At 62.8% G+C, this 17,299-nt stretch carries 30 protein-coding genes; 2 read left to right on the top strand and 28 right to left on the bottom strand.

Annotation, left to right across the window (positions count from 1 at the left end):
• Positions 1–102 precede the first annotated feature (102 nt).
• Complete coding sequence (gene uvrB / locus ACLFMY_RS02595; RefSeq protein WP_410762970.1) at positions 103–2,157, top strand: excinuclease ABC subunit UvrB; 2,055 nt, start codon at positions 103–105, stop codon at positions 2,155–2,157.
• 67 nt (positions 2,158–2,224) lie between these two features.
• Here uvrB and ACLFMY_RS02590 read toward each other — a convergent pair whose 3' ends face one another.
• Positions 2,225–2,719 (bottom strand): hypothetical protein, encoded by a 495-nt coding sequence (locus tag ACLFMY_RS02590; RefSeq protein ID WP_410762968.1) that lies wholly within the window; start codon positions 2,717–2,719, stop codon positions 2,225–2,227.
• Positions 2,720–3,287: 568 nt separating this feature from the next.
• On the opposite strand from ACLFMY_RS02590, the gene ACLFMY_RS02585 reads away from it, so the two are divergent.
• The gene (locus ACLFMY_RS02585) at positions 3,288–3,680 is read left to right on the top strand and encodes a DUF302 domain-containing protein (protein ID WP_410762967.1); all 393 of its coding nucleotides are present in this window, start codon (positions 3,288–3,290) and stop codon (positions 3,678–3,680) included.
• Between the two features lie 86 nt (positions 3,681–3,766).
• Here ACLFMY_RS02585 and rplQ read toward each other — a convergent pair whose 3' ends face one another.
• The 27 genes from rplQ to rpsJ all read right to left on the bottom strand — a co-directional run bounded on the left by rplQ (position 3,767) and on the right by rpsJ (position 17,238).
• Entirely contained in the window at positions 3,767–4,174 is a 408-nt protein-coding gene (gene rplQ, locus ACLFMY_RS02580; RefSeq protein ID WP_410762966.1) for a 50S ribosomal protein L17, read from the bottom strand.
• Positions 4,175–4,198: 24 nt separating this feature from the next.
• Entirely contained in the window at positions 4,199–5,194 is a 996-nt protein-coding gene (locus ACLFMY_RS02575) for a DNA-directed RNA polymerase subunit alpha (RefSeq protein WP_372591588.1), read from the bottom strand.
• 19 nt (positions 5,195–5,213) lie between these two features.
• On the bottom strand, positions 5,214–5,837 hold the full coding sequence (rpsD, locus tag ACLFMY_RS02570) for a 30S ribosomal protein S4 (RefSeq protein WP_410762964.1): 624 nt from the start codon (positions 5,835–5,837) through the stop codon (positions 5,214–5,216).
• A 28-nt stretch (positions 5,838–5,865) separates the two neighbouring features.
• Positions 5,866–6,255, bottom strand: a complete 390-nt coding sequence (rpsK, locus tag ACLFMY_RS02565) for a 30S ribosomal protein S11 (protein WP_410762963.1) — start codon at positions 6,253–6,255, stop codon at positions 5,866–5,868.
• Positions 6,256–6,290: 35 nt separating this feature from the next.
• Positions 6,291–6,647, bottom strand: a complete 357-nt coding sequence (gene rpsM / locus ACLFMY_RS02560) for a 30S ribosomal protein S13 (protein ID WP_410762961.1) — start codon at positions 6,645–6,647, stop codon at positions 6,291–6,293.
• An 81-nt stretch (positions 6,648–6,728) separates the two neighbouring features.
• Positions 6,729–8,063, bottom strand: coding sequence for a preprotein translocase subunit SecY (gene secY, locus ACLFMY_RS02555; protein WP_410762959.1), 1,335 nt, complete (start codon positions 8,061–8,063; stop codon positions 6,729–6,731).
• 3 nt (positions 8,064–8,066) lie between these two features.
• A complete protein-coding gene (gene rplO, locus ACLFMY_RS02550) occupies positions 8,067–8,495 on the bottom strand; it encodes a 50S ribosomal protein L15 (RefSeq protein ID WP_410762958.1) in 429 nt (142 codons plus the stop codon).
• Positions 8,495–8,692: a 50S ribosomal protein L30 gene (rpmD, locus tag ACLFMY_RS02545; protein ID WP_410762957.1), complete on the bottom strand. Its 198-nt coding sequence runs from the start codon at positions 8,690–8,692 to the stop codon at positions 8,495–8,497. Before rpmD ends, rplO begins: the two co-directional genes overlap by 1 nt.
• Complete coding sequence (gene rpsE / locus ACLFMY_RS02540) at positions 8,689–9,204, bottom strand: 30S ribosomal protein S5 (RefSeq protein ID WP_410762955.1); 516 nt, start codon at positions 9,202–9,204, stop codon at positions 8,689–8,691. Before rpsE ends, rpmD begins: the two co-directional genes overlap by 4 nt.
• Before the next feature lie 12 nt (positions 9,205–9,216).
• A complete protein-coding gene (gene rplR, locus ACLFMY_RS02535) occupies positions 9,217–9,570 on the bottom strand; it encodes a 50S ribosomal protein L18 (RefSeq protein WP_410762953.1) in 354 nt (117 codons plus the stop codon).
• 14 nt (positions 9,571–9,584) lie between these two features.
• Complete coding sequence (gene rplF, locus ACLFMY_RS02530; RefSeq protein ID WP_410762952.1) at positions 9,585–10,112, bottom strand: 50S ribosomal protein L6; 528 nt, start codon at positions 10,110–10,112, stop codon at positions 9,585–9,587.
• A gap of 15 nt (positions 10,113–10,127) precedes the next feature.
• Positions 10,128–10,520, bottom strand: a complete 393-nt coding sequence (gene rpsH / locus ACLFMY_RS02525; protein WP_410762951.1) for a 30S ribosomal protein S8 — start codon at positions 10,518–10,520, stop codon at positions 10,128–10,130.
• A 12-nt stretch (positions 10,521–10,532) separates the two neighbouring features.
• Complete coding sequence (gene rpsN, locus ACLFMY_RS02520; protein ID WP_410762950.1) at positions 10,533–10,838, bottom strand: 30S ribosomal protein S14; 306 nt, start codon at positions 10,836–10,838, stop codon at positions 10,533–10,535.
• A 17-nt stretch (positions 10,839–10,855) separates the two neighbouring features.
• Positions 10,856–11,395 (bottom strand): 50S ribosomal protein L5, encoded by a 540-nt coding sequence (gene rplE, locus ACLFMY_RS02515; protein WP_410762948.1) that lies wholly within the window; start codon positions 11,393–11,395, stop codon positions 10,856–10,858.
• A gap of 14 nt (positions 11,396–11,409) precedes the next feature.
• On the bottom strand, positions 11,410–11,730 hold the full coding sequence (rplX, locus tag ACLFMY_RS02510; protein WP_410762947.1) for a 50S ribosomal protein L24: 321 nt from the start codon (positions 11,728–11,730) through the stop codon (positions 11,410–11,412).
• Between the two features lie 12 nt (positions 11,731–11,742).
• Positions 11,743–12,111 (bottom strand): 50S ribosomal protein L14, encoded by a 369-nt coding sequence (gene rplN, locus ACLFMY_RS02505; RefSeq protein WP_058574709.1) that lies wholly within the window; start codon positions 12,109–12,111, stop codon positions 11,743–11,745.
• Between the two features lie 11 nt (positions 12,112–12,122).
• A complete protein-coding gene (gene rpsQ / locus ACLFMY_RS02500; protein ID WP_136867488.1) occupies positions 12,123–12,392 on the bottom strand; it encodes a 30S ribosomal protein S17 in 270 nt (89 codons plus the stop codon).
• A gap of 1 nt (position 12,393) precedes the next feature.
• A complete protein-coding gene (gene rpmC / locus ACLFMY_RS02495; protein WP_410762946.1) occupies positions 12,394–12,585 on the bottom strand; it encodes a 50S ribosomal protein L29 in 192 nt (63 codons plus the stop codon).
• The gene (rplP, locus tag ACLFMY_RS02490; RefSeq protein ID WP_125199279.1) at positions 12,585–12,998 is read right to left on the bottom strand and encodes a 50S ribosomal protein L16; all 414 of its coding nucleotides are present in this window, start codon (positions 12,996–12,998) and stop codon (positions 12,585–12,587) included. The genes rpmC and rplP overlap by 1 nt, the downstream gene beginning before the upstream one ends.
• A gap of 28 nt (positions 12,999–13,026) precedes the next feature.
• Positions 13,027–13,698: a 30S ribosomal protein S3 gene (gene rpsC / locus ACLFMY_RS02485; protein WP_410762945.1), complete on the bottom strand. Its 672-nt coding sequence runs from the start codon at positions 13,696–13,698 to the stop codon at positions 13,027–13,029.
• Between the two features lie 9 nt (positions 13,699–13,707).
• Positions 13,708–14,040 (bottom strand): 50S ribosomal protein L22, encoded by a 333-nt coding sequence (gene rplV / locus ACLFMY_RS02480; protein WP_410762944.1) that lies wholly within the window; start codon positions 14,038–14,040, stop codon positions 13,708–13,710.
• Positions 14,041–14,052: 12 nt separating this feature from the next.
• Positions 14,053–14,328, bottom strand: coding sequence for a 30S ribosomal protein S19 (gene rpsS / locus ACLFMY_RS02475; RefSeq protein ID WP_136867484.1), 276 nt, complete (start codon positions 14,326–14,328; stop codon positions 14,053–14,055).
• A 22-nt stretch (positions 14,329–14,350) separates the two neighbouring features.
• Positions 14,351–15,178, bottom strand: coding sequence for a 50S ribosomal protein L2 (gene rplB, locus ACLFMY_RS02470; protein ID WP_410762943.1), 828 nt, complete (start codon positions 15,176–15,178; stop codon positions 14,351–14,353).
• Positions 15,179–15,196: 18 nt separating this feature from the next.
• Positions 15,197–15,490 carry a 50S ribosomal protein L23 gene (gene rplW, locus ACLFMY_RS02465; protein WP_410762941.1) on the bottom strand — a complete coding sequence of 98 codons (294 nt, stop codon included), beginning with the start codon at positions 15,488–15,490 and terminating at the stop codon, positions 15,197–15,199.
• Positions 15,487–16,095: a 50S ribosomal protein L4 gene (gene rplD / locus ACLFMY_RS02460; RefSeq protein WP_410762939.1), complete on the bottom strand. Its 609-nt coding sequence runs from the start codon at positions 16,093–16,095 to the stop codon at positions 15,487–15,489. The genes rplW and rplD overlap by 4 nt, the downstream gene beginning before the upstream one ends.
• A gap of 11 nt (positions 16,096–16,106) precedes the next feature.
• On the bottom strand, positions 16,107–16,751 hold the full coding sequence (rplC, locus tag ACLFMY_RS02455) for a 50S ribosomal protein L3 (RefSeq protein WP_410762937.1): 645 nt from the start codon (positions 16,749–16,751) through the stop codon (positions 16,107–16,109).
• 175 nt (positions 16,752–16,926) lie between these two features.
• Positions 16,927–17,238 carry a 30S ribosomal protein S10 gene (rpsJ, locus tag ACLFMY_RS02450; protein ID WP_410762936.1) on the bottom strand — a complete coding sequence of 104 codons (312 nt, stop codon included), beginning with the start codon at positions 17,236–17,238 and terminating at the stop codon, positions 16,927–16,929.
• Positions 17,239–17,299 lie beyond the last annotated feature (61 nt).

The raw sequence follows: 17,299 nt of genomic DNA, 5'->3' as shown, positions 1-17,299 counted from the left end.
CCTGAAAACTGGAACTGGAAAGCCGATCTAGGCGATGGATCGGGTCATCATAAAGCAAAAGCCGCCGGAAAGCCGAGATCGGGTCATTTATACTGCAAGGTTATGTCAGAACACCGTTTCCAGATCGCAACAGACTACCAGCCGGCCGGCGACCAGCCCCGCGCCATCGAGACCCTCGTCGAGGGGCTGACCGACGGGCTGATGCACCAGACCCTGCTCGGGGTGACCGGCTCGGGCAAGACCTTCACGATGGCCAACGTCATCCACGAGGTGCAGCGCCCGGCCATGGTGCTCGCACCCAACAAGACGCTGGCCGCCCAACTCTACGGCGAGCTCAAGGGCTTCTTCCCCAACAACGCGGTCGAGTACTTCGTCTCCTACTACGACTACTACCAGCCGGAGGCCTACGTGCCGGCCTCGGACACCTTCATCGAGAAGGACGCCTCGGTGAACGAGCACATCGAGCAGATGCGCCTGTCGGCCACCAAGGCGCTGTTCGAACGCCGCGACGTGATCATCGTCGCCACGGTCTCGTCCATCTACGGGCTGGGTGACCCCGAGGCGTATCTCAAGATGATCCTGCACCTGGTGCGCGGCGACCAGGTCACCCAGCGGCAGATCATCCGGCGGCTGGCCGAGATGCAGTACACCCGCAACGACATGGAGTTCCGTCGCGGCACGTACCGGGTGCGCGGCGACGTGATCGACATCCACCCGGCCGAGGCCGACGACGAGGGCGTGCGCATCGAGCTGTTCGACGACGAGATCGAGCAGATCACGCTGTTCGACCCGCTCACCGGGCAGGTGCGCCGGCGGGTGCCGCGCTACACGGTCTACCCGTCCTCGCACTATGTGACCCCGCGCGAACGCCTGCTCAACGCGATCGAGCAGATCAAGGTCGAGCTCGACGAACGGCTCAAGGACCTGGAGTCCGAGAACAAGCTGGTCGAGGCGCAGCGCTTGGCCCAGCGCACCCGCTTCGACATCGAGATGATCCAGGAGCTGGGCTACTGCAACGGCATCGAGAACTACTCGCGCTATCTCTCCGGGCGTCAGCCGGGCGAGCCGCCGCCCTGCCTCTACGACTACCTGCCGGCCGACGCGCTGCTGATCATCGACGAGTCGCACGTGACGGTCCCGCAGCTCGGCGGGATGTACAAGGGCGATCGTTCGCGCAAGGAGACCCTGGTGAACTTCGGCTTCCGCCTGCCCTCGGCGCTGGACAACCGCCCGCTGAAGTTCGAGGAGTTCGAACGGCTGATGCCGCAGACGGTCTACGTCTCGGCGACACCCGGGCCCTACGAGGAGAAGCACAGCGATCAGATCGCCGAGCAGGTGGTCCGACCGACCGGGCTGGTCGACCCGCAGATCGAGGTCCGTCCGGTCGCCAGCCAGGTCGACGACCTGCTGTCCGAGATCCGGCTGCGGGCCGAGAAGAACCAGCGGGTCCTGGTCACCGTGCTGACCAAGCGCATGGCCGAGGATCTGACCGACTACCTGATGGAACACGACGTGCGGGTGCGTTACCTGCACTCCGACATCGATACCGTCGAGCGGGTCGAGATCATCCAAGACCTGCGCCTGGGCGAGTTCGACGTGCTGGTGGGCATCAACCTGCTGCGCGAGGGCCTCGACATTCCCGAGGTCGCCCTGATCGGTATCCTGGACGCCGACAAGCAGGGCTTTTTGCGCTCGGAACGCTCGCTGATCCAGACGATCGGCCGGGCGGCGCGCAACCTCGAAGGCAAGGCGATCCTCTACGGCGACACGATCACCGACGCCATGCGCAAGGCCATCGACGAGACTGAGCGGCGACGCGAGAAACAGCTCGCCCACAACCAGGCGATGGGCATCACGCCCAAGGGCATCGAGAAACGCATCGACGACATCCTGGAGTCCGGCGAGTCCCGCATTCCCGGGGCACGCCCGGGTCGTCGCCGTCAGGCCGCCGGCAAGGTGGCGGAAGGGCCCAGCGGCTACGCTGCACTGACACCGGAGCAGGCGGCCAAGCGCATCAAGGCGCTGGAGGCCGAGATGCACCGCCATGCACGCGACCTCGAGTTCGAAGCCGCCGCACGGGCGCGAGACGAACTGCAGAAACTCAAGGAAGCGTTCTTCGGTGCAACGGACCCGGGATACAGCCAGGAATTCGAGTGACGGCTGAAACAAAAAAACCGGGCTTTCGCCCGGTTTTTACGTATCGGCCATTCCGCTTGCGCGGCGATTAGCCGCCTTGCTGCATCTGCATTGCCTTCTCGCGCAGCTTCTCCATCTCCGCGGACTTCTCGTCCATCTCGTTGAACAGCTGTTCCGCTTCCGGGTTGCTCTGCTTCATCTCGGATTCAACATCCGTACGCAGCTTCTCGGCCATCTCTTGAACGTCCTCGTCCTGGAAGGCCTGCTGCTGGCGCTGCTGGAACTTCTGCTGCTTCTCCTGGAAGGCCTGCACCTCGGACTCGGACGGTTGCTGGTCGCCATCCTGGTACTTGGACATGGTGGCCTTCATCTCCTCGAATTCCTTCTCGGCATCATAGCCATCGCCCGACATCTTCTCGGCGATCTTGTCCTGCAGCGCATCACGCTGATCACCGAGCTCCGGCTTCTTCTCGTAGGCCTGCTGCTCCATCTCACTCAGCTTCTCCTGCGTCTGCTGCAGTTCCTGCTGGACAGCACGCATCTCTTCCATCAGCTCACGCTGCTCCTCGCTCATTTCGGGCATCTGGCCCTGGGCACCGCCGCCCTCAGGCGCCGGCTGCTGCCCTTGAGCAGCGCCACCTTCAGGCGCCGGCTGCTGCCCTTGGGCACCGCCCCCGTGCGGAGCTTGCTGCCCGCCTTGCTGAGCCAGCGCAGTACCCCCGAAGCCGAGGGCAGCGCAGACACCGGCAGCCAACATGGATTTGCGCAACTTCTGGTTCCAATTGGACATGCATTCACTCCTAGGTTCGTATGTGACGGCTTCACACCGGAAAGGTGTGGGGCACCGTAGCCCCGAGAACTCTTGCGACACGCACCGAGAACGAAAAGTTCCGGAGGATCCGGACCAATCGCGTAAACGAACTGGGAACCCCAACGAAGCAGCCCCGAAAGCCCCCGCCATCGGTCCGAATCGGGAACCGCTTCCACCCGGATACGGAAACGGTCCCGAGACTAGCAGACCATGCACGGCCATTCCACCACGGCCCCGTCGGGGCCGAGCCGCCAAGGAAGCAACCGCGAGTCATGGACCTCACCGGGCCGCCCTGTCTGCTAGAGTCCCCGGTCCGCCCAAGCTGAACGGAAAGGCATCCATGATGATCGACGAAACCGCCAGCCCGCACGACTTTGAGACCACTTGCAAGCGCCTGACCGACGCCGTTGCGGCAAACGGCTTCGGCCTGCTGCATACACATGACATCCACGCCACGCTGAATTCGAAGGGCGTCGACTTTGCCCCCGAATGCCGGGTCTTCGAGGTGTGCAACCCCCGGCAGGCCGCCGAAATACTGGCCGGGCGCCTGGACCTGTCGAATGCCCTCCCCTGCCGCATCGCCGTCTACGAGCAGGATGGCCGGGCACAGGTATCGATGATCCGACCGACCGAACTGCTGGCCCAGCTAGCTACCGACGACAAACTAGCCGGTGTCGCTCGCGACGTCGAGGCCAGCATGGACCAGATGATTCGCGAAACGGTCGCGACCTGACCCGCCGATGGCGACCGACAGCAAAAAGGCCCGCACAACGGCGGGCCTTTTCCGATTCAGGGCAGCGCATGCCCCGCGATTGCCACTTACTCGGCAGCCTGCTCTGCCGGCTCGGCTGCGGCCGTCTCGGGCTCGGCCGCGCGCTCGACCAGTTCCACGTAGGCCATCGGTGCGGCATCCCCGGCACGGTAGCCGCACTTGAGAATGCGCAGGTAACCGCCGTTGCGCTCCTTGAAACGCGGGCCGACGTCCGAGAACAGCTTGCCGACGGTTGCCTTGTTGCCGACCTTGGCGAAGGCCTGACGGCGCGCGTGGACGCTGTCTTCCTTGGCCAGGGTGATCAGGGGCTCGGCCACGCGACGAAGCTCTTTCGCCTTCGGCACGGTGGTCTTGATGACTTCATGCTCGATCAGGGCATTGGTGAGCGAACGCATCAGCGCCTTGCGCTGGGAGGCGTTCCGACCCAATTGCCGACCGGATTGACGGTGACGCATGTCAGTTACTCCAAATCAATTCGTTCAAATCTTGGATTCGCTCAGATTCTGGAGCTCGGCCGGCGGCCAGTTCTCCAGCTTCTGACCCAGCGAAAGACCCTGCTTGGCCAGAACGTCCTTGATTTCGGTCAGGGACTTCTTGCCCAGGTTCGGCGTCTTCAGCAGCTCCATCTCGGTACGCTGAATCAGATCGCCGATGTAGTAGATGTTCTCGGCCTTCAGGCAGTTCGCCGAGCGAACCGTCAGTTCCAGGTCGTCCACGGGGCGCAGCAGCACCGGATCGACGGACGGCGCCTGCTCTTCGACCGGCTCGGCCTTCTCGGCCTTCAGGTCGACCAACACGGACAGCTGGTCGACCAGGATGCCGGCCGCCTGGCGGATGGCGTCCTCGGCGGAGATCGAGCCATTGGTCTCGATGTCCAGCACCAGGGAGTCCAGGTCGGTACGCTGCTCGACACGTGCCCGCTCGACCGAGTACGCCACGCGGCGTAGCGGCGAGAAGGACGCGTCGACCAGTAGGCGACCGACGGTGGTCTCCTCGTCTTCGCGACGCGCGCTGGCCGGCACGTAGCCCATTCCACGCTCGACCTTGAAGGTCATGTTGAGCTCGGCATCGTCACGCAGGGTGGCGATGACGTGGTCCGGGTTCATGATCTCGACCGAGTGGTCGGCCTTGACGTCCGCGGCAGTCACGGTGCAGGGACCGGTCTTCTTGATGCTCAGCACCGCTTCGTCGCGACCGTGCATCGTGATCGCCAGACCCTTGAGGTTGAGCAGGATCTCGAGCACGTCCTCCTGGACACCCTCGAGGCTGCTGTACTCGTGCAGCGTGCCTTCGATCTCCGCCTCGGTGACCGCAACTCCGGGAATGGACGAGAGCAGGATACGCCGCAACGCGTTGCCCAGCGTATAGCCGAACCCCCGCTCCAACGGCTCCAGCACCACGCGCGCATGTGTGTCGTCGATCGTTTCCACGTCGACCAGGCGCGGCTTGAGAAGCTCTGTAGAACCCAGTTGCATTACGTACCCCCGAAAACCGTTACTTCGAATACAGCTCGACGACGAGCGATTCGTTGATGTCCGCCGGCAGTTCGTCCCGAGTCGGAACCGCCTTGAAGACGCCTTCCATCTTGCTGGAATCGACCGTGACCCACGGCACCACTTCCCGCTGGGAAGCGAGCTCCAGCGCATCTTTGACGCGCTGCTGCTTCTTCGCCTTTTCGCGAATCGCAACCACGTCCTCGGCAGACACCTGGTAGGAGGGGATATTCACGACTTCACCGTTCACGGTCACGCCGCGATGGGAAACCAGCTGGCGCGCCTCGGCACGCGTGGCACCGAAGCCCATGCGATAGGCAACGTTGTCCAGGCGGCACTCGAGGATCTGAAGGAGGTTCTCGCCGGTGGAACCCTTCATCTGCGCGGCGCGCTTGTAGTAGTTACGGAACTGGCGCTCGAGCACACCGTAGGTGCGCCGCAGTTTCTGCTTTTCGCGCAGCTGCAGACCGTAGTCGGAAACCTTCTGCCGACGGCCGGAGCCGTGCTGGCCAGGAGCGCGATCGTGGTGGCACTTGTCTTCAAGGGCACGGACGCCGGATTTCAGGAAGAGATCCGTGCCTTCGCGCCGAGCGAGTTTACAAGTAGGACCGAGATAACGAGCCATAAGTCAAATACTCCTTACAAACGCACCGTCAAACGCGACGCTTTTTGGGCGGACGGCAACCATTGTGCGGGATCGGGGTGACGTCGGTGATCACACCCACCTTGAAGCCAACCGCGTTCAGTGCGCGGATGGTCGACTCGCGACCCGGGCCGGGGCCCTTGACTTCGACGTCGACGTTCTTCACCCCGTACGCCTTGGCCGCCTCGCCGGCGCGCTCGGCCGCAACCTGGGCGGCGAACGGCGTGGACTTCCGCGAACCGCGGAAACCGGAGCCGCCCGACGTCGCCCAACTCAGGGTATTCCCCTGACGGTCGGTGATCGTCACGATCGTGTTGTTGAATGACGCATGGATATGCGCGACCGCATCAGTGACGACGCGTTTTACCTTTTTACGGGTAGCTTGACTTGCTTTAGCCATTAAGAATCCTACTCTCGAAAGAATATTAAGCCTGATTAGCGCTTGACCAGGCGACGCGGACCCTTGCGAGTCCGTGCGTTCGTGCGTGTGCGCTGACCACGCAGCGGCAGGCCGCGACGGTGACGCAGACCGCGATAGCAGCCCAGATCCATCAAGCGCTTGATGTTCATGGACACTTCGCGGCGCAGGTCACCCTCGACCACATACTTGCCGACTTCCGTACGCAGGGATTCGACCTCTGCTTCCGAAAGATCGCGCACCTTGCGATCCGGTGCGACGCCGGTGGCCTCGCAGATCGCCTTGGCGCGGGTCGGCCCGACCCCGTAGATGGAGGTCAGGGCAATCACCACATGTTTCTGAACGGGAATGTTGATCCCAGCAATACGTGCCATCGATATATCACCCCAAAAAAGAAGCGCGCAAGCTTATCGCAACGCGCCGTCAATAGCAAACGGAAACCGACGGACCGTGCGTCACAGCCCGTTCTTGAAATGTGCCTTGCGGACCAGGCTGTCGTACTGGTGCGAGACCAGGTGCGACTGGACCTGCGACATGAAGTCCATCAGCACGATCACGATGATCAGCAGGGACGTGCCGCCGAAGTAGAACGGAACGTTCCAGTACAGGATCAGGAACTCCGGCAACAGGCAGACGGCCGTGATGTAGATCGCCCCCCAGAAGGTCAGTCGCGTGAGCACCTTGTCCACGTAGCGGGCGGTCTGCTCACCCGGGCGGATGCCCGGGACGAACGCGCCGGAACGCTTCAGGTTGTCGGCGGTCTCGCGGGCGTTGAACACCAACGCCGTATAGAAGAAGCAGAAGAAGATGATCGCCGCGGCGTAGAACATGACGTACAGGGGCTGCCCCGGGGACAGCGTGTTCGACAGGTCGGCGAGCCAGCCCATGCCTTCCTGCTGACCGAACCAGTTCCCGACCGTCGCGGGGAACAGGATGATACTGGAGGCAAAGATCGGCGGGATCACGCCGGCCATGTTCAGTTTCAGCGGCAGGTGCGACGACTGCTGGCCGGCCATCCCGCGCCCCTGCTGCCGGCGCGCGTAGTTGACCGTGATGCGACGCTGGCCGCGCTCGACGAACACCACGAACGCCGTAACGGCCACGATCAGCACCCCGAGGATCAGCATGGTGAACAGGTGCAGCTCGCCGGTGCGCACCAGTTCCGCTGTACCGCCAATGGCGCTAGGCAGCCCGGCGACGATGCCGGCGAAGATGATCAGCGAGATGCCGTTGCCCACGCCTCGCTCGGTGATCTGTTCACCGAGCCAGACGAGAAGCATGGTGCCGCTGACCAGTGTCAAGGTGGCGATGAAAACGAACGCGATGCCCGGCTGAAACACCAGTGGCGAATCACCCACCGACTGACCCTGCAGCGCGATCGACACACCAAGCGCCTGGATCACGCCAAGCCCCAGCGTGCCGTAGCGGGTGTACTGCGTGATCTTCCGCCGACCGGCCTGGCCTTCCTTCTTCAGTTTCTCCAGCGACGGGACGACCGCCGTCAGCAGCTGCACGATGATGGCCGCAGAGATGTAGGGCATGACACCCAGGGCAAACAGGGACATGCGCGACAGCGCCCCGCCGGAGAACATGTTCATCATGCCCAGCACACCGCCGGAACTCTGCTCGAACAGCGCCTTCATGACGTCCACGTCGATGCCCGGCAGCGGGATGAACGTCCCGATGCGGTACACCACGAGCACCATGATGACGAAGAAGATACGTTGCCGGAGCTCGGTCAGACGACCGGCCCCGGCAAGAGCGCCTATCCCTGAATTTGCCTGTGCCACACCTTACTCCGCTGAACCACCGGCCGCTTCGATCGCTTCCCGCGCACCCTTGCTGATGCCGAGACCCTTGACCTGCAACGCCTTCTCGACCTTCCCCTGAAGGACGATCTTGACGGACTTCACGTCGTTACGGATGAGGTTGGCCGCCTTGAGCGACTCGAGGGTAACCTCGCCGTCCAGTCGGTTGAGTTCCGCGGTACGGATCTCGGCCCGGTACAGCGACTTGGCCGCACGGAACCCCATCTTCGGCAGCCGACGCTGCAGCGGCATCTGGCCGCCCTCGAAACCGGTCTTGTGGAAACCGCCGGAGCGAGACTTCTGGCCCTTGTGACCACGGCCACCAGTCTTGCCCAGCCCGGAGCCGATGCCGCGGCCGACGCGCGTGGCGTCCTTGCGGCTACCCTCGGCGGGAGAAAGTTTGTTCAAACGCATTACTTAGCTTCCTGTACTTCGAGCATGTAGTGGACACGATTGATCATGCCCCGGTTTTCCGGGGTATCGGCCACTTCCACCTCTTGGTGCATTCGACGGATGCCCAGCCCACGCACGCAGGCCTTGTGGGATTCCAGCCGATTGTTCATCGACCGGACCAGGCGCACCCGGATCTTACCCTTGGCAGTCTCACTCATGCTTCATCTCCCAGGATTTCCTCGACGCGCTTGCCGCGCTTGGCTGCGACCGCTTCCGGCGACTGGATCTGGGAGAGACCATTGAGGGTCGCCCGGATCACGTTCATGTGGTTGCGCGTACCGATACACTTGGCCAGCACATTGCGCACGCCGGCGGCCTCGAAGACGGCGCGCATCGCGCCACCGGCGATGACACCGGTACCTTCGGACGCGGGCTTCATGAAGACACGACCGGCCCCGTGAACGCCCTTGGTCTGGTAGTAGAGCGTGCCATCACGCAGCGGCACGTCGATCATGCTGCTGCGAGCACGCTCCATCGCCTTCTGGATGGCGGCAGGAACCTCCTTCGCCTTCCCGTAACCGAAGCCCACACGGCCTTCGCCGTCACCCACCACGGTCAGCGCGGTGAACGAGAACTGACGGCCACCCTTGACAACCTTGGATACGCGGTTGATGGCGACCAGCTTCTCGATCAGGCCTTCGTTCGAGACGTCGTTTGCATTACGGCTCATAGTTGCACCCCTTTAGAACTTCAGGCCGGCTTCGCGTGCCGCATCGGCTACCGCCTTGACACGCCCGTGGTAAATGAAACCCGAGCGATCGAACGCAACGGAGTCGATACCCTTCTCCAGGGCTGCCTTGGCAATCGCTTCGCCGACCTTCTGGGCCGCGGCGACGTTACCACCGTACTCGCCCTCGGCCAGCACGCCCTTGCCTACCGTGGAGGCCGTCGCGACGACGGTGCCTTCCGGGGCGAAAATCTGGGCGTAGGTATGGTTGCTGCTCCGGTGCACGCTCAGGCGATGCACGCCGAGCTGCTTGATCTTGGCCCGGGTGCGACGTGCGCGGCGCAACCGCTGTTTTGTACTTTCATTCATCGCGTCACCCTCGATTATTTCTTCTTGGCTTCCTTGCGCAGGATTCTCTCGTCCGCGTACTTCACGCCCTTGCCCTTGTACGGCTCGGGCGGACGCAGGGCCCGCACGTTGGAAGCCACCTGACCGACCTTCTGCTTGTCCGCACCCTTGATGATGATGTCGGTCGCGGACGGCGTCTCCGCAGTGACGCCCTCCGGCAGCGGGTAGTCGATGGGATGAGAGAAACCAAGCTGCAGATTCAGCGTACGGCCCTGCACCTGGGCACGGTAACCGACGCCAACCAGCTGCAGCTTGATCTCGAATCCGTTGGCGACACCATCCACGCTGCCCTGAGCCAGGGAACGCATGGTGCCGGCCATCGGGATGTCGTTGTTGCTGTTCGGCACGAACCGAATCTCGTTGTCCTCGAAGGTGACCCCGACAGTCGGGTGCACGTTGAGGGTCAGCTCGCCGTTCTTGCCCTTGAAGGACAGGACCCGGTCATCCAGCTTGACCTCGACACCCTTGGGGACCGCGACCGGCTTTCTTGCTACTCGACTCATATATCCCCCAAGCGCTTACGATACAAAGCAGACGACTTCGCCGCCGATGTTGCGACGACGGGCCTCTCGGTCCGGCATCACACCCTGAGAGGTGGACACCACGGCAACACCCAGGCCGCCGATGACCTGCGGCAGGTTCTCCGCGCCGAAGAACTTGCGCGAACCCGGGCGAGAAACGCGGTCGAGCTTCTCGATGACCGGCTTGCCCTCGTAGTAGCGCAGGCCGATGACCAGCGTCGGCTTGGCATCGCCCTCGGTACGCACGGACTCGATGTAGCCTTCGTCGAGCAGCGTCTGCGCGACGGCCTTCTTGAACTTGGAGGCCGGCATGCGGACTTCGGTCTTGCACGCTGCCTGGCCGTTGCGGATGCGGGTCAGCATGTCCGCGATCGGATCGTTCATACTCATGTCGCGTACCCCTTACCAGCTAGACTTGCGCAGGCCCGGGATTTCCCCGGCCATGGCCAGTTGGCGGAGCTTGTTGCGCCCCATGCCAAACTTGCGATAGACGCCCTTCGGACGCCCGGTCAGGGCACAACGGCGCACCTGGCGGGTGGACGAAGAGTCGCGCGGCAGCCTCTGCAGTTCGGCAGACGCGGCCATCTTCTCTTCGAAATCGACTTCGGGATCCGCGACGATCGCGCGCAGCTTGGCGCGCTTGTCGGCGTACTGGCGAGCAAGCTTCTGGCGCTTGACCTCGCGAGCAATCATGCTTTTCTTAGCCATTTCTCAATTCGTCTCCGTTAACGACGGAAGGGGAAACCGAAGCCGTCGAGCAGTGCCCGGGCCTGGTCGTTGTCCTTCGCGGTCGTTGTGATCGTGATATCCATACCCCGGACCTGATCGACCTTGTCGAAGTCGATTTCCGGGAAGATGATCTGTTCGCGAACCCCGAGGCTGTAGTTGCCACGACCGTCGAACGACTTCGGAGACAGGCCCCGGAAGTCGCGGATACGGGGGGTCGCCACATGGATCAACCGATCGAGGAATTCGTACATCGTACTTCCCCTGAGGGTGACCTTGACACCCAGCGGCATGCCCTCGCGGAGCTTGAAGCCCGCGATGGACTTGCGCGCATACGTTACCACCGGCCGCTGACCGGTGATGAGACCGAGCTCTTCCACTGCGTTGTCGATTACCTTCTTGTCACGAGCGGAATCACCCAGACCCATGTTCAACGTAATCTTGGTCAGCTTCGGAACGGCCATTACGTTATCGATGCCCAGCTTCTTGGCGAGCTCGGCACGCAACGTGTTGGAGTAGTATTCCTGAAGTCGAGCCATTTCTCTGTTTCCTGTTAAGCGTCAACGACTTCGCCGTTGGATTTGAAATAACGAACCTTGCGGCCATCTTCAAGCGTCTTGAAGCCGACCCGGTCGCCCTTGTCGGAGGCCGGATTAAACAGCATCACATTCGAGATATCAACGGGTTTCTCCATCTCGATGATGCCGCCGGTGCGCCCGATCATCGGGTTGGGCTTCTGGTGCTTCTTCACCATGTTCACACCCTCGACCACGACCCGGGCCCCGTTTTCGACCACCCGGAGCACCGTCCCGCGGCGACCCTTGTCTTTTCCGGCAACGACGACCACGTCGTCGCCCTGGCGAATCTTACGCATCTCGACCCCCTCTTAAATCACTTCTGGCGCAAGCGAAACGATCTTCATGAACTTCTCGCCACGCAGCTCACGGGTGACCGGGCCAAAAATCCGGGTACCGATCGGCTGAAGCTGGGCGTTGAGCAGGACCGCAGCGTTGCCGTCGAAACGGATCAGGGAACCGTCCGGACGACGGACACCCTTGGCAGTACGAACGACGACGGCGTTGTAGACCTCGCCCTTCTTAACGCGGCCCCGCGGAATGGCGTCCTTGACGGACACCTTGATCACGTCGCCGATCTCGGCATAACGGCGATGCGAGCCACCCAGCACCTTGATGCACTGGACCTTGCGCGCGCCACTGTTATCTGCCGAATTCAGCACGGTTTGCATCTGAATCATGACAAAACTCCTTACTCAGCAGAGCGCTCGACCACGCGTACGAGGGTCCAGCTCTTGTTCTTGGAGATCGGCCGCGTCTCGCGAACTTCGACGCGGTCACCCTGGCGACAGGTGTTCTCCTCGTCATGCACGCGCAGCTTGGTGGTGCGCGTCATGTACTTGCCATACAGCGGGTGCTGAACGCGACGCTCAACCGCAACCGTGATGGACTTGTCGCCCTTGTCGCTGACTACGACCCCTTCGCGGGTTCGTACGTTCTTTTCTTCGGATACCGTCGTCATCTCAGGCACGCTCCTTTTCCGCAATCACGGTCTTGATACGAGCAACGTTGCGACGCGCTTCCCGAGCCAGGTGAGTCTTCGACTCCTGGCCCGTGGCATGCTGCATCCGCAGGTTGAATTGCTCGCGCTTGACGGCCACCAGCTCTTCGCGCAGCTCGTCGACGGATTTATCACGCAATTCTGTTGCCTTCATCACATCACCAACCGTGTTACGAACGTGGTCTTCACGGGCAGCTTGGCGGACGCACGCTCGAACGCTTCGCGCGCCACGTCCTCGCTGACCCCCTCGATTTCGTACAGCATCTTGCCCGGCTGCACCTTGGCAACCCAGTGCTCGACGCTGCCCTTACCCTTACCCATACGGACTTCCAGGGGCTTCTGGGTAATCGGGGTGTCCGGGAAGATCCGGATCCAGATCTTACCGCCCCGCTTCACGTGACGAGAGATGGCACGACGGCCAGCCTCGATCTGACGGGAAGTAATGTTTCCGCGCTCCAGCGTCTTCAGGCCGAACTCGCCGAAGCTGACCTTGTTGCCGTTATTGGCCACGCCCCGGTTCTTGCCCTTGAACTGCTTGCGGAATTTTGTACGTTTTGGCAGCAGCATTTTTCAAAGCTCCACTTCAATTCGTTGATCAGGCGGCCGACTTGCCGTCGTCGCTGCCCGGCACACCGAACACCTCGCCTTTGAAAATCCAGACCTTGACACCGATGATGCCGTAGGTGGTCTGGGCCTCTGCCACGCCGTAGTCAATGTCCGCACGCAGGGTGTGGAGCGGAACGCGGCCTTCGCGGTACCACTCGGTCCGCGCGATCTCTGCACCGCCGAGACGGCCGGCTACGTTCACCTTCACCCCACCGGCACCCAGGCGCATCGTGGTCTGCACAGCGCGCTTCATGGCCCGACGGAACATGACGCGACGCTCGAGCTGCTGAGCGATCGACTCGGCTACCAGCTGGGCGTCCAGCTCGGGCTTGCGAATCTCTTCAACGGAAACCTTCACCGCACTGCGCTCGAGGCCCAGCATCGGGGCGATCTCCGTACGAAGACGCTCGATGTCCTCACCCTTGCGGCCGATCACGATGCCCGGACGGGCAGTGTGAATGGTGACCGCGGCCGAGCGCGCCGGGCGCTCGATCTGAACGCGCGATACCGACGCGTCCTTCAGACGCTCACGGATGTATTTACGTGTACGAACATCCTGCTCGAGGTGCTCGGAAAAGTTCTTGCTATCGGCGTACCAGCGAGAGCTCCAGTCGGAGGAGATCCCAAGCCGGAAACCTACCGGATGTACTTTGTGACCCATGTCTGCTCCTTACCGCTCGCTGACGACGACTTTGATGTGGCTGGTCCGCTTCAGGATCCGCACACCGCGGCCCTTCGCCCGCGCCCGGAATCGCTTCAGGGTCGGACCTTCGTCAACCATGATCTCGGAGATGCACAGACGATCGACGTCTGCGCCCTCGTTGTTCTCGGCGTTGGCGATCGCCGACTCGACGACCTTGCGGATGATCGCGGCACCCTTCTTGGTCGAGAACTGCAGCGTCTCCAGTGCGTTGGCGACGTTCACGCCACGCACCTGGTCGGCCACGAGCCGCGCCTTCTGCGGGGAGATCCGCGCAAACCGGTGTAGTGCTTGTGCTTGCATCACGGAACCTCCTTAACGCTTGGCTTTCTTGTCGGCGGCATGGCCACGGTAAGTGCGCGTGGGCGCGTACTCACCGAGCTTCTGGCCGACCATGTTCTCGTTGATCAGCACCGGAACGTGCTGACGACCGTTGTGCACCGCGATGGTCAGCCCGATCATGTCGGGCAGGATCATCGAGCGGCGCGACCAGGTCTTTATGGGCCGACGGCTGTTGGCGGCCGCGGCCTCTTCCACTTTCTTCATCAGGTGGTGGTCCACGAAGGGACCTTTCTTGAGTGAACGTGGCACCTTGAACCCCTCTTAAATTGACTTATTTCTTGTTGCGACGACGAACGATGTACTTGTCGGTACGCTTGTTCGTGCGCGTCTTGTAACCCTTGGTCGGCACGCCCCACGGGGTCACCGGATGACGCCCCCCGGAAGTGCGGCCCTCACCACCACCGTGCGGGTGATCGACGGGGTTCATGACCACACCGCGAACGGTGGGACGAACACCACGCCAGCGCTTCGCGCCGGCCTTGCCGAGCTGACGCAGGCTGTGCTCCTGGTTGGACACCTCGCCGACCGTGGCACGGCACTCGGCGAGCACCTTGCGCATCTCGCCCGAACGCAGGCGGATGGTGGCGTAGGAGCCTTCACGAGCGACGAGCTGGACCGCGCCACCGGCGCTGCGCGCCAGCTGGGCACCCTTGCCCGGCTTGAGCTCGACCGCGTGGATCGTCGTACCCACCGGGATGGAGTACAGCGGCAGCGCGTTACCCGGGCGAATCGGTGCCTCGACGCCGGAAACGATCGCCTGGCCAACCTGCAGACCGCGCGGGGCGATGATGTAGCGACGCTCGCCATCGGCGTACTTCAGCAGCGCGATGTGGGCGGACCGGTTCGGGTCGTGCTCGATACGCTCGACCTCCGCCGGAATGCCGTCCTTGTTGCGCTTGAAGTCGATGATCCGGTAATGCTGCTTGTGACCGCCGCCCTTGTGACGGGTGGTGATCCGACCAGCGTTGTTCCGGCCACCGGTGCCGTGCTTCTTCTCGAGGAGCGGCGCGTAGCCCGGACCCTTGTGCAGTCCGGAGCGATCCACCTCGACGACGCCACGGCGGCCGGGTGAAGTCGGTTTTGCAACTTTCAATGCCATGAGACTGATCCCCTTGGTTTAGCCGGCCGCGCCGAAGTCGATGGTCTGACCTTCGGCCAGCGTCACGTAGGCCTTCTTCCAGTCGGCCCGGCGACCCGGCATGCCGCGGAAGCGGCGGGCCTTGCCGCGCTGATTGACGACCTGAACCGCCTCAACGCTCACCTCGAACACCTGCTCGACGGCGGCCTTGATCTCCGGCTTGGTTGCCGACGTGGCGACCTGGAAAACGTATTGATTGAACTCACCGGCGCGCGCGGTCTTCTCGGTGACCACCGGGGCGCGCAGGATGTCGTAAAGCTTTTCCGTATTCATGACAGCCACTCCTCAACCATCTTCAGGGCGCCCTGGGTGATGATGACGTGGTCGGCATCCACCAGGCTGACCGGATCGAGCGTCCCGGCAGTGCGGTAACCCAGCTCGACCACGTTGCGCGAACCCAGCAGCAGCGCTTCGTCCATCGCCTCGGTGACGATCAGGCGCTTGCCGCTGTCCATGCCGATGTCGGACAGCGCCTTGATGACCTGCTTGGTCTTCGGGCCGTCGACGGCCAGCGCATCGACCACGACCAGACGGTCCTGGCGCAGCAGTTCCGAGAAGATCGAACGCATCGCGGCACGGTAGGCCTTGCGGTTCATCTTCTGCCCGAAATCACGCGGGCGGGCGGCGAAGGTGACGCCACCGGTACGCCAGATCGGCCCCCGGGTGGTGCCGGCACGAGCGCGGCCCGTGCCCTTCTGACGCCAGGGCTTGGTGTTGCCACCGGCCACTTCGGCGCGGCTGAGCTGACGCTTGGTGCCGGCACGGCCACCGGCCAGATACGCGACCACGGCCTGATGGACCAGTGCCTCGTTGTATTCCCGGCCGAAGACCTGCTCGGAGACGTTCAGCGCGGAACCGTTCTTCACTTGGATATCCATACCTGCCGACCTCACGCTTTGTTCTTGACCGAGGGACGAACCAGCACATCGCCGCCGGTTGCGCCCGGCACTGCACCCTTGACGAGCAGCAGGCCATTCTCGACGTCAACGCGAACCACCTTGAGGTTCAGCGCGGAGACGCGCTCGTCACCCATGTGCCCCGCCATCTTCTTGCCGGGGAATACCCGACCCGGGGTCTGGTTCTGACCGATGGAACCCGGAACGCGGTGCGACAGGGAGTTGCCGTGGGTGGCATCCTGAGTGCGGAAGTTGTGACGCTTGACGGTACCGGCAAAGCCCTTGCCCTTGCTGGTACCCGCCACGTCCACCGCGGGAACGTCGTTGAAGATCTCGACGGTGATCTCGGCACCCGTCTCGTATTCGCCCAGCACCGACTCGTCGACGCGGAATTCGCGGACGGCACGGCCAGCGGCCACCGAGGCCTTGGCGAAATGCCCGGCCATCGGCTTGGTTACACGGTTGGGGCGACGCTCGCCGACGGTTACCTGGAGCGCGGTGTACCCGTCGACATCCTGGACCTTCTTCTGAGTCACGCGATTCGGCTCGACCTCGATGACGGTCACCGGCGTCGAAACGCCGGAATCGTCAAATACTCGGGTCATGCCGACCTTGCGACCGACAACACCTAAAGCCATTGTTATTTCCTCGTTTTTGCCTTTCGACGCCGATTTCGATTGACCGGATCGCCGGAAAAAACCAGCCCGACGCGTCCCATTTCGGCGCATCGGGCTGAACAGAGCGCGGCACTATAACAGAAAACGCGCCGACCCAAAAGCCCTTTGGATCGGCGCGTTTCGCTGGCGACGGGAATCAGTTCAGACGGATCTGAACGTCCACCCCGGCGGCCAGGTCAAGCTGCATCAACAGGTCGACCGTCTTGTCGGTCGGGTCGATGATGTCGAGCACGCGCTTGTGGGTGCGGATCTCGTACTGGTCGCGCGCGTCCTTGTTGACGTGCGGCGAGGTCAGCACGGTGTACCGCTCCTTGCGGGTCGGCAGCGGGATCGGGCCTTTGATCCGCGCGCCACTCCGGCGCGCGGTCTCGACGATCTCTGCCGTCGAACGGTCGATCAGGCGGTGATCGAAGCTCTTCAGACGGATGCGAATCGTTTGTCCTGCCATATCTGTTTACTCGATGATCTTGGAAACGACGCCGGCGCCGACGGTACGGCCGCCTTCGCGT

Source organism: Guyparkeria sp., assembly GCF_046545975.1.
GTDB lineage: Bacteria > Pseudomonadota > Gammaproteobacteria > Halothiobacillales > Halothiobacillaceae > Guyparkeria.
The sequence above is the reverse complement of the archived record's forward strand: the minus strand, read 5'-3'. Positions and strand labels throughout refer to the sequence as shown.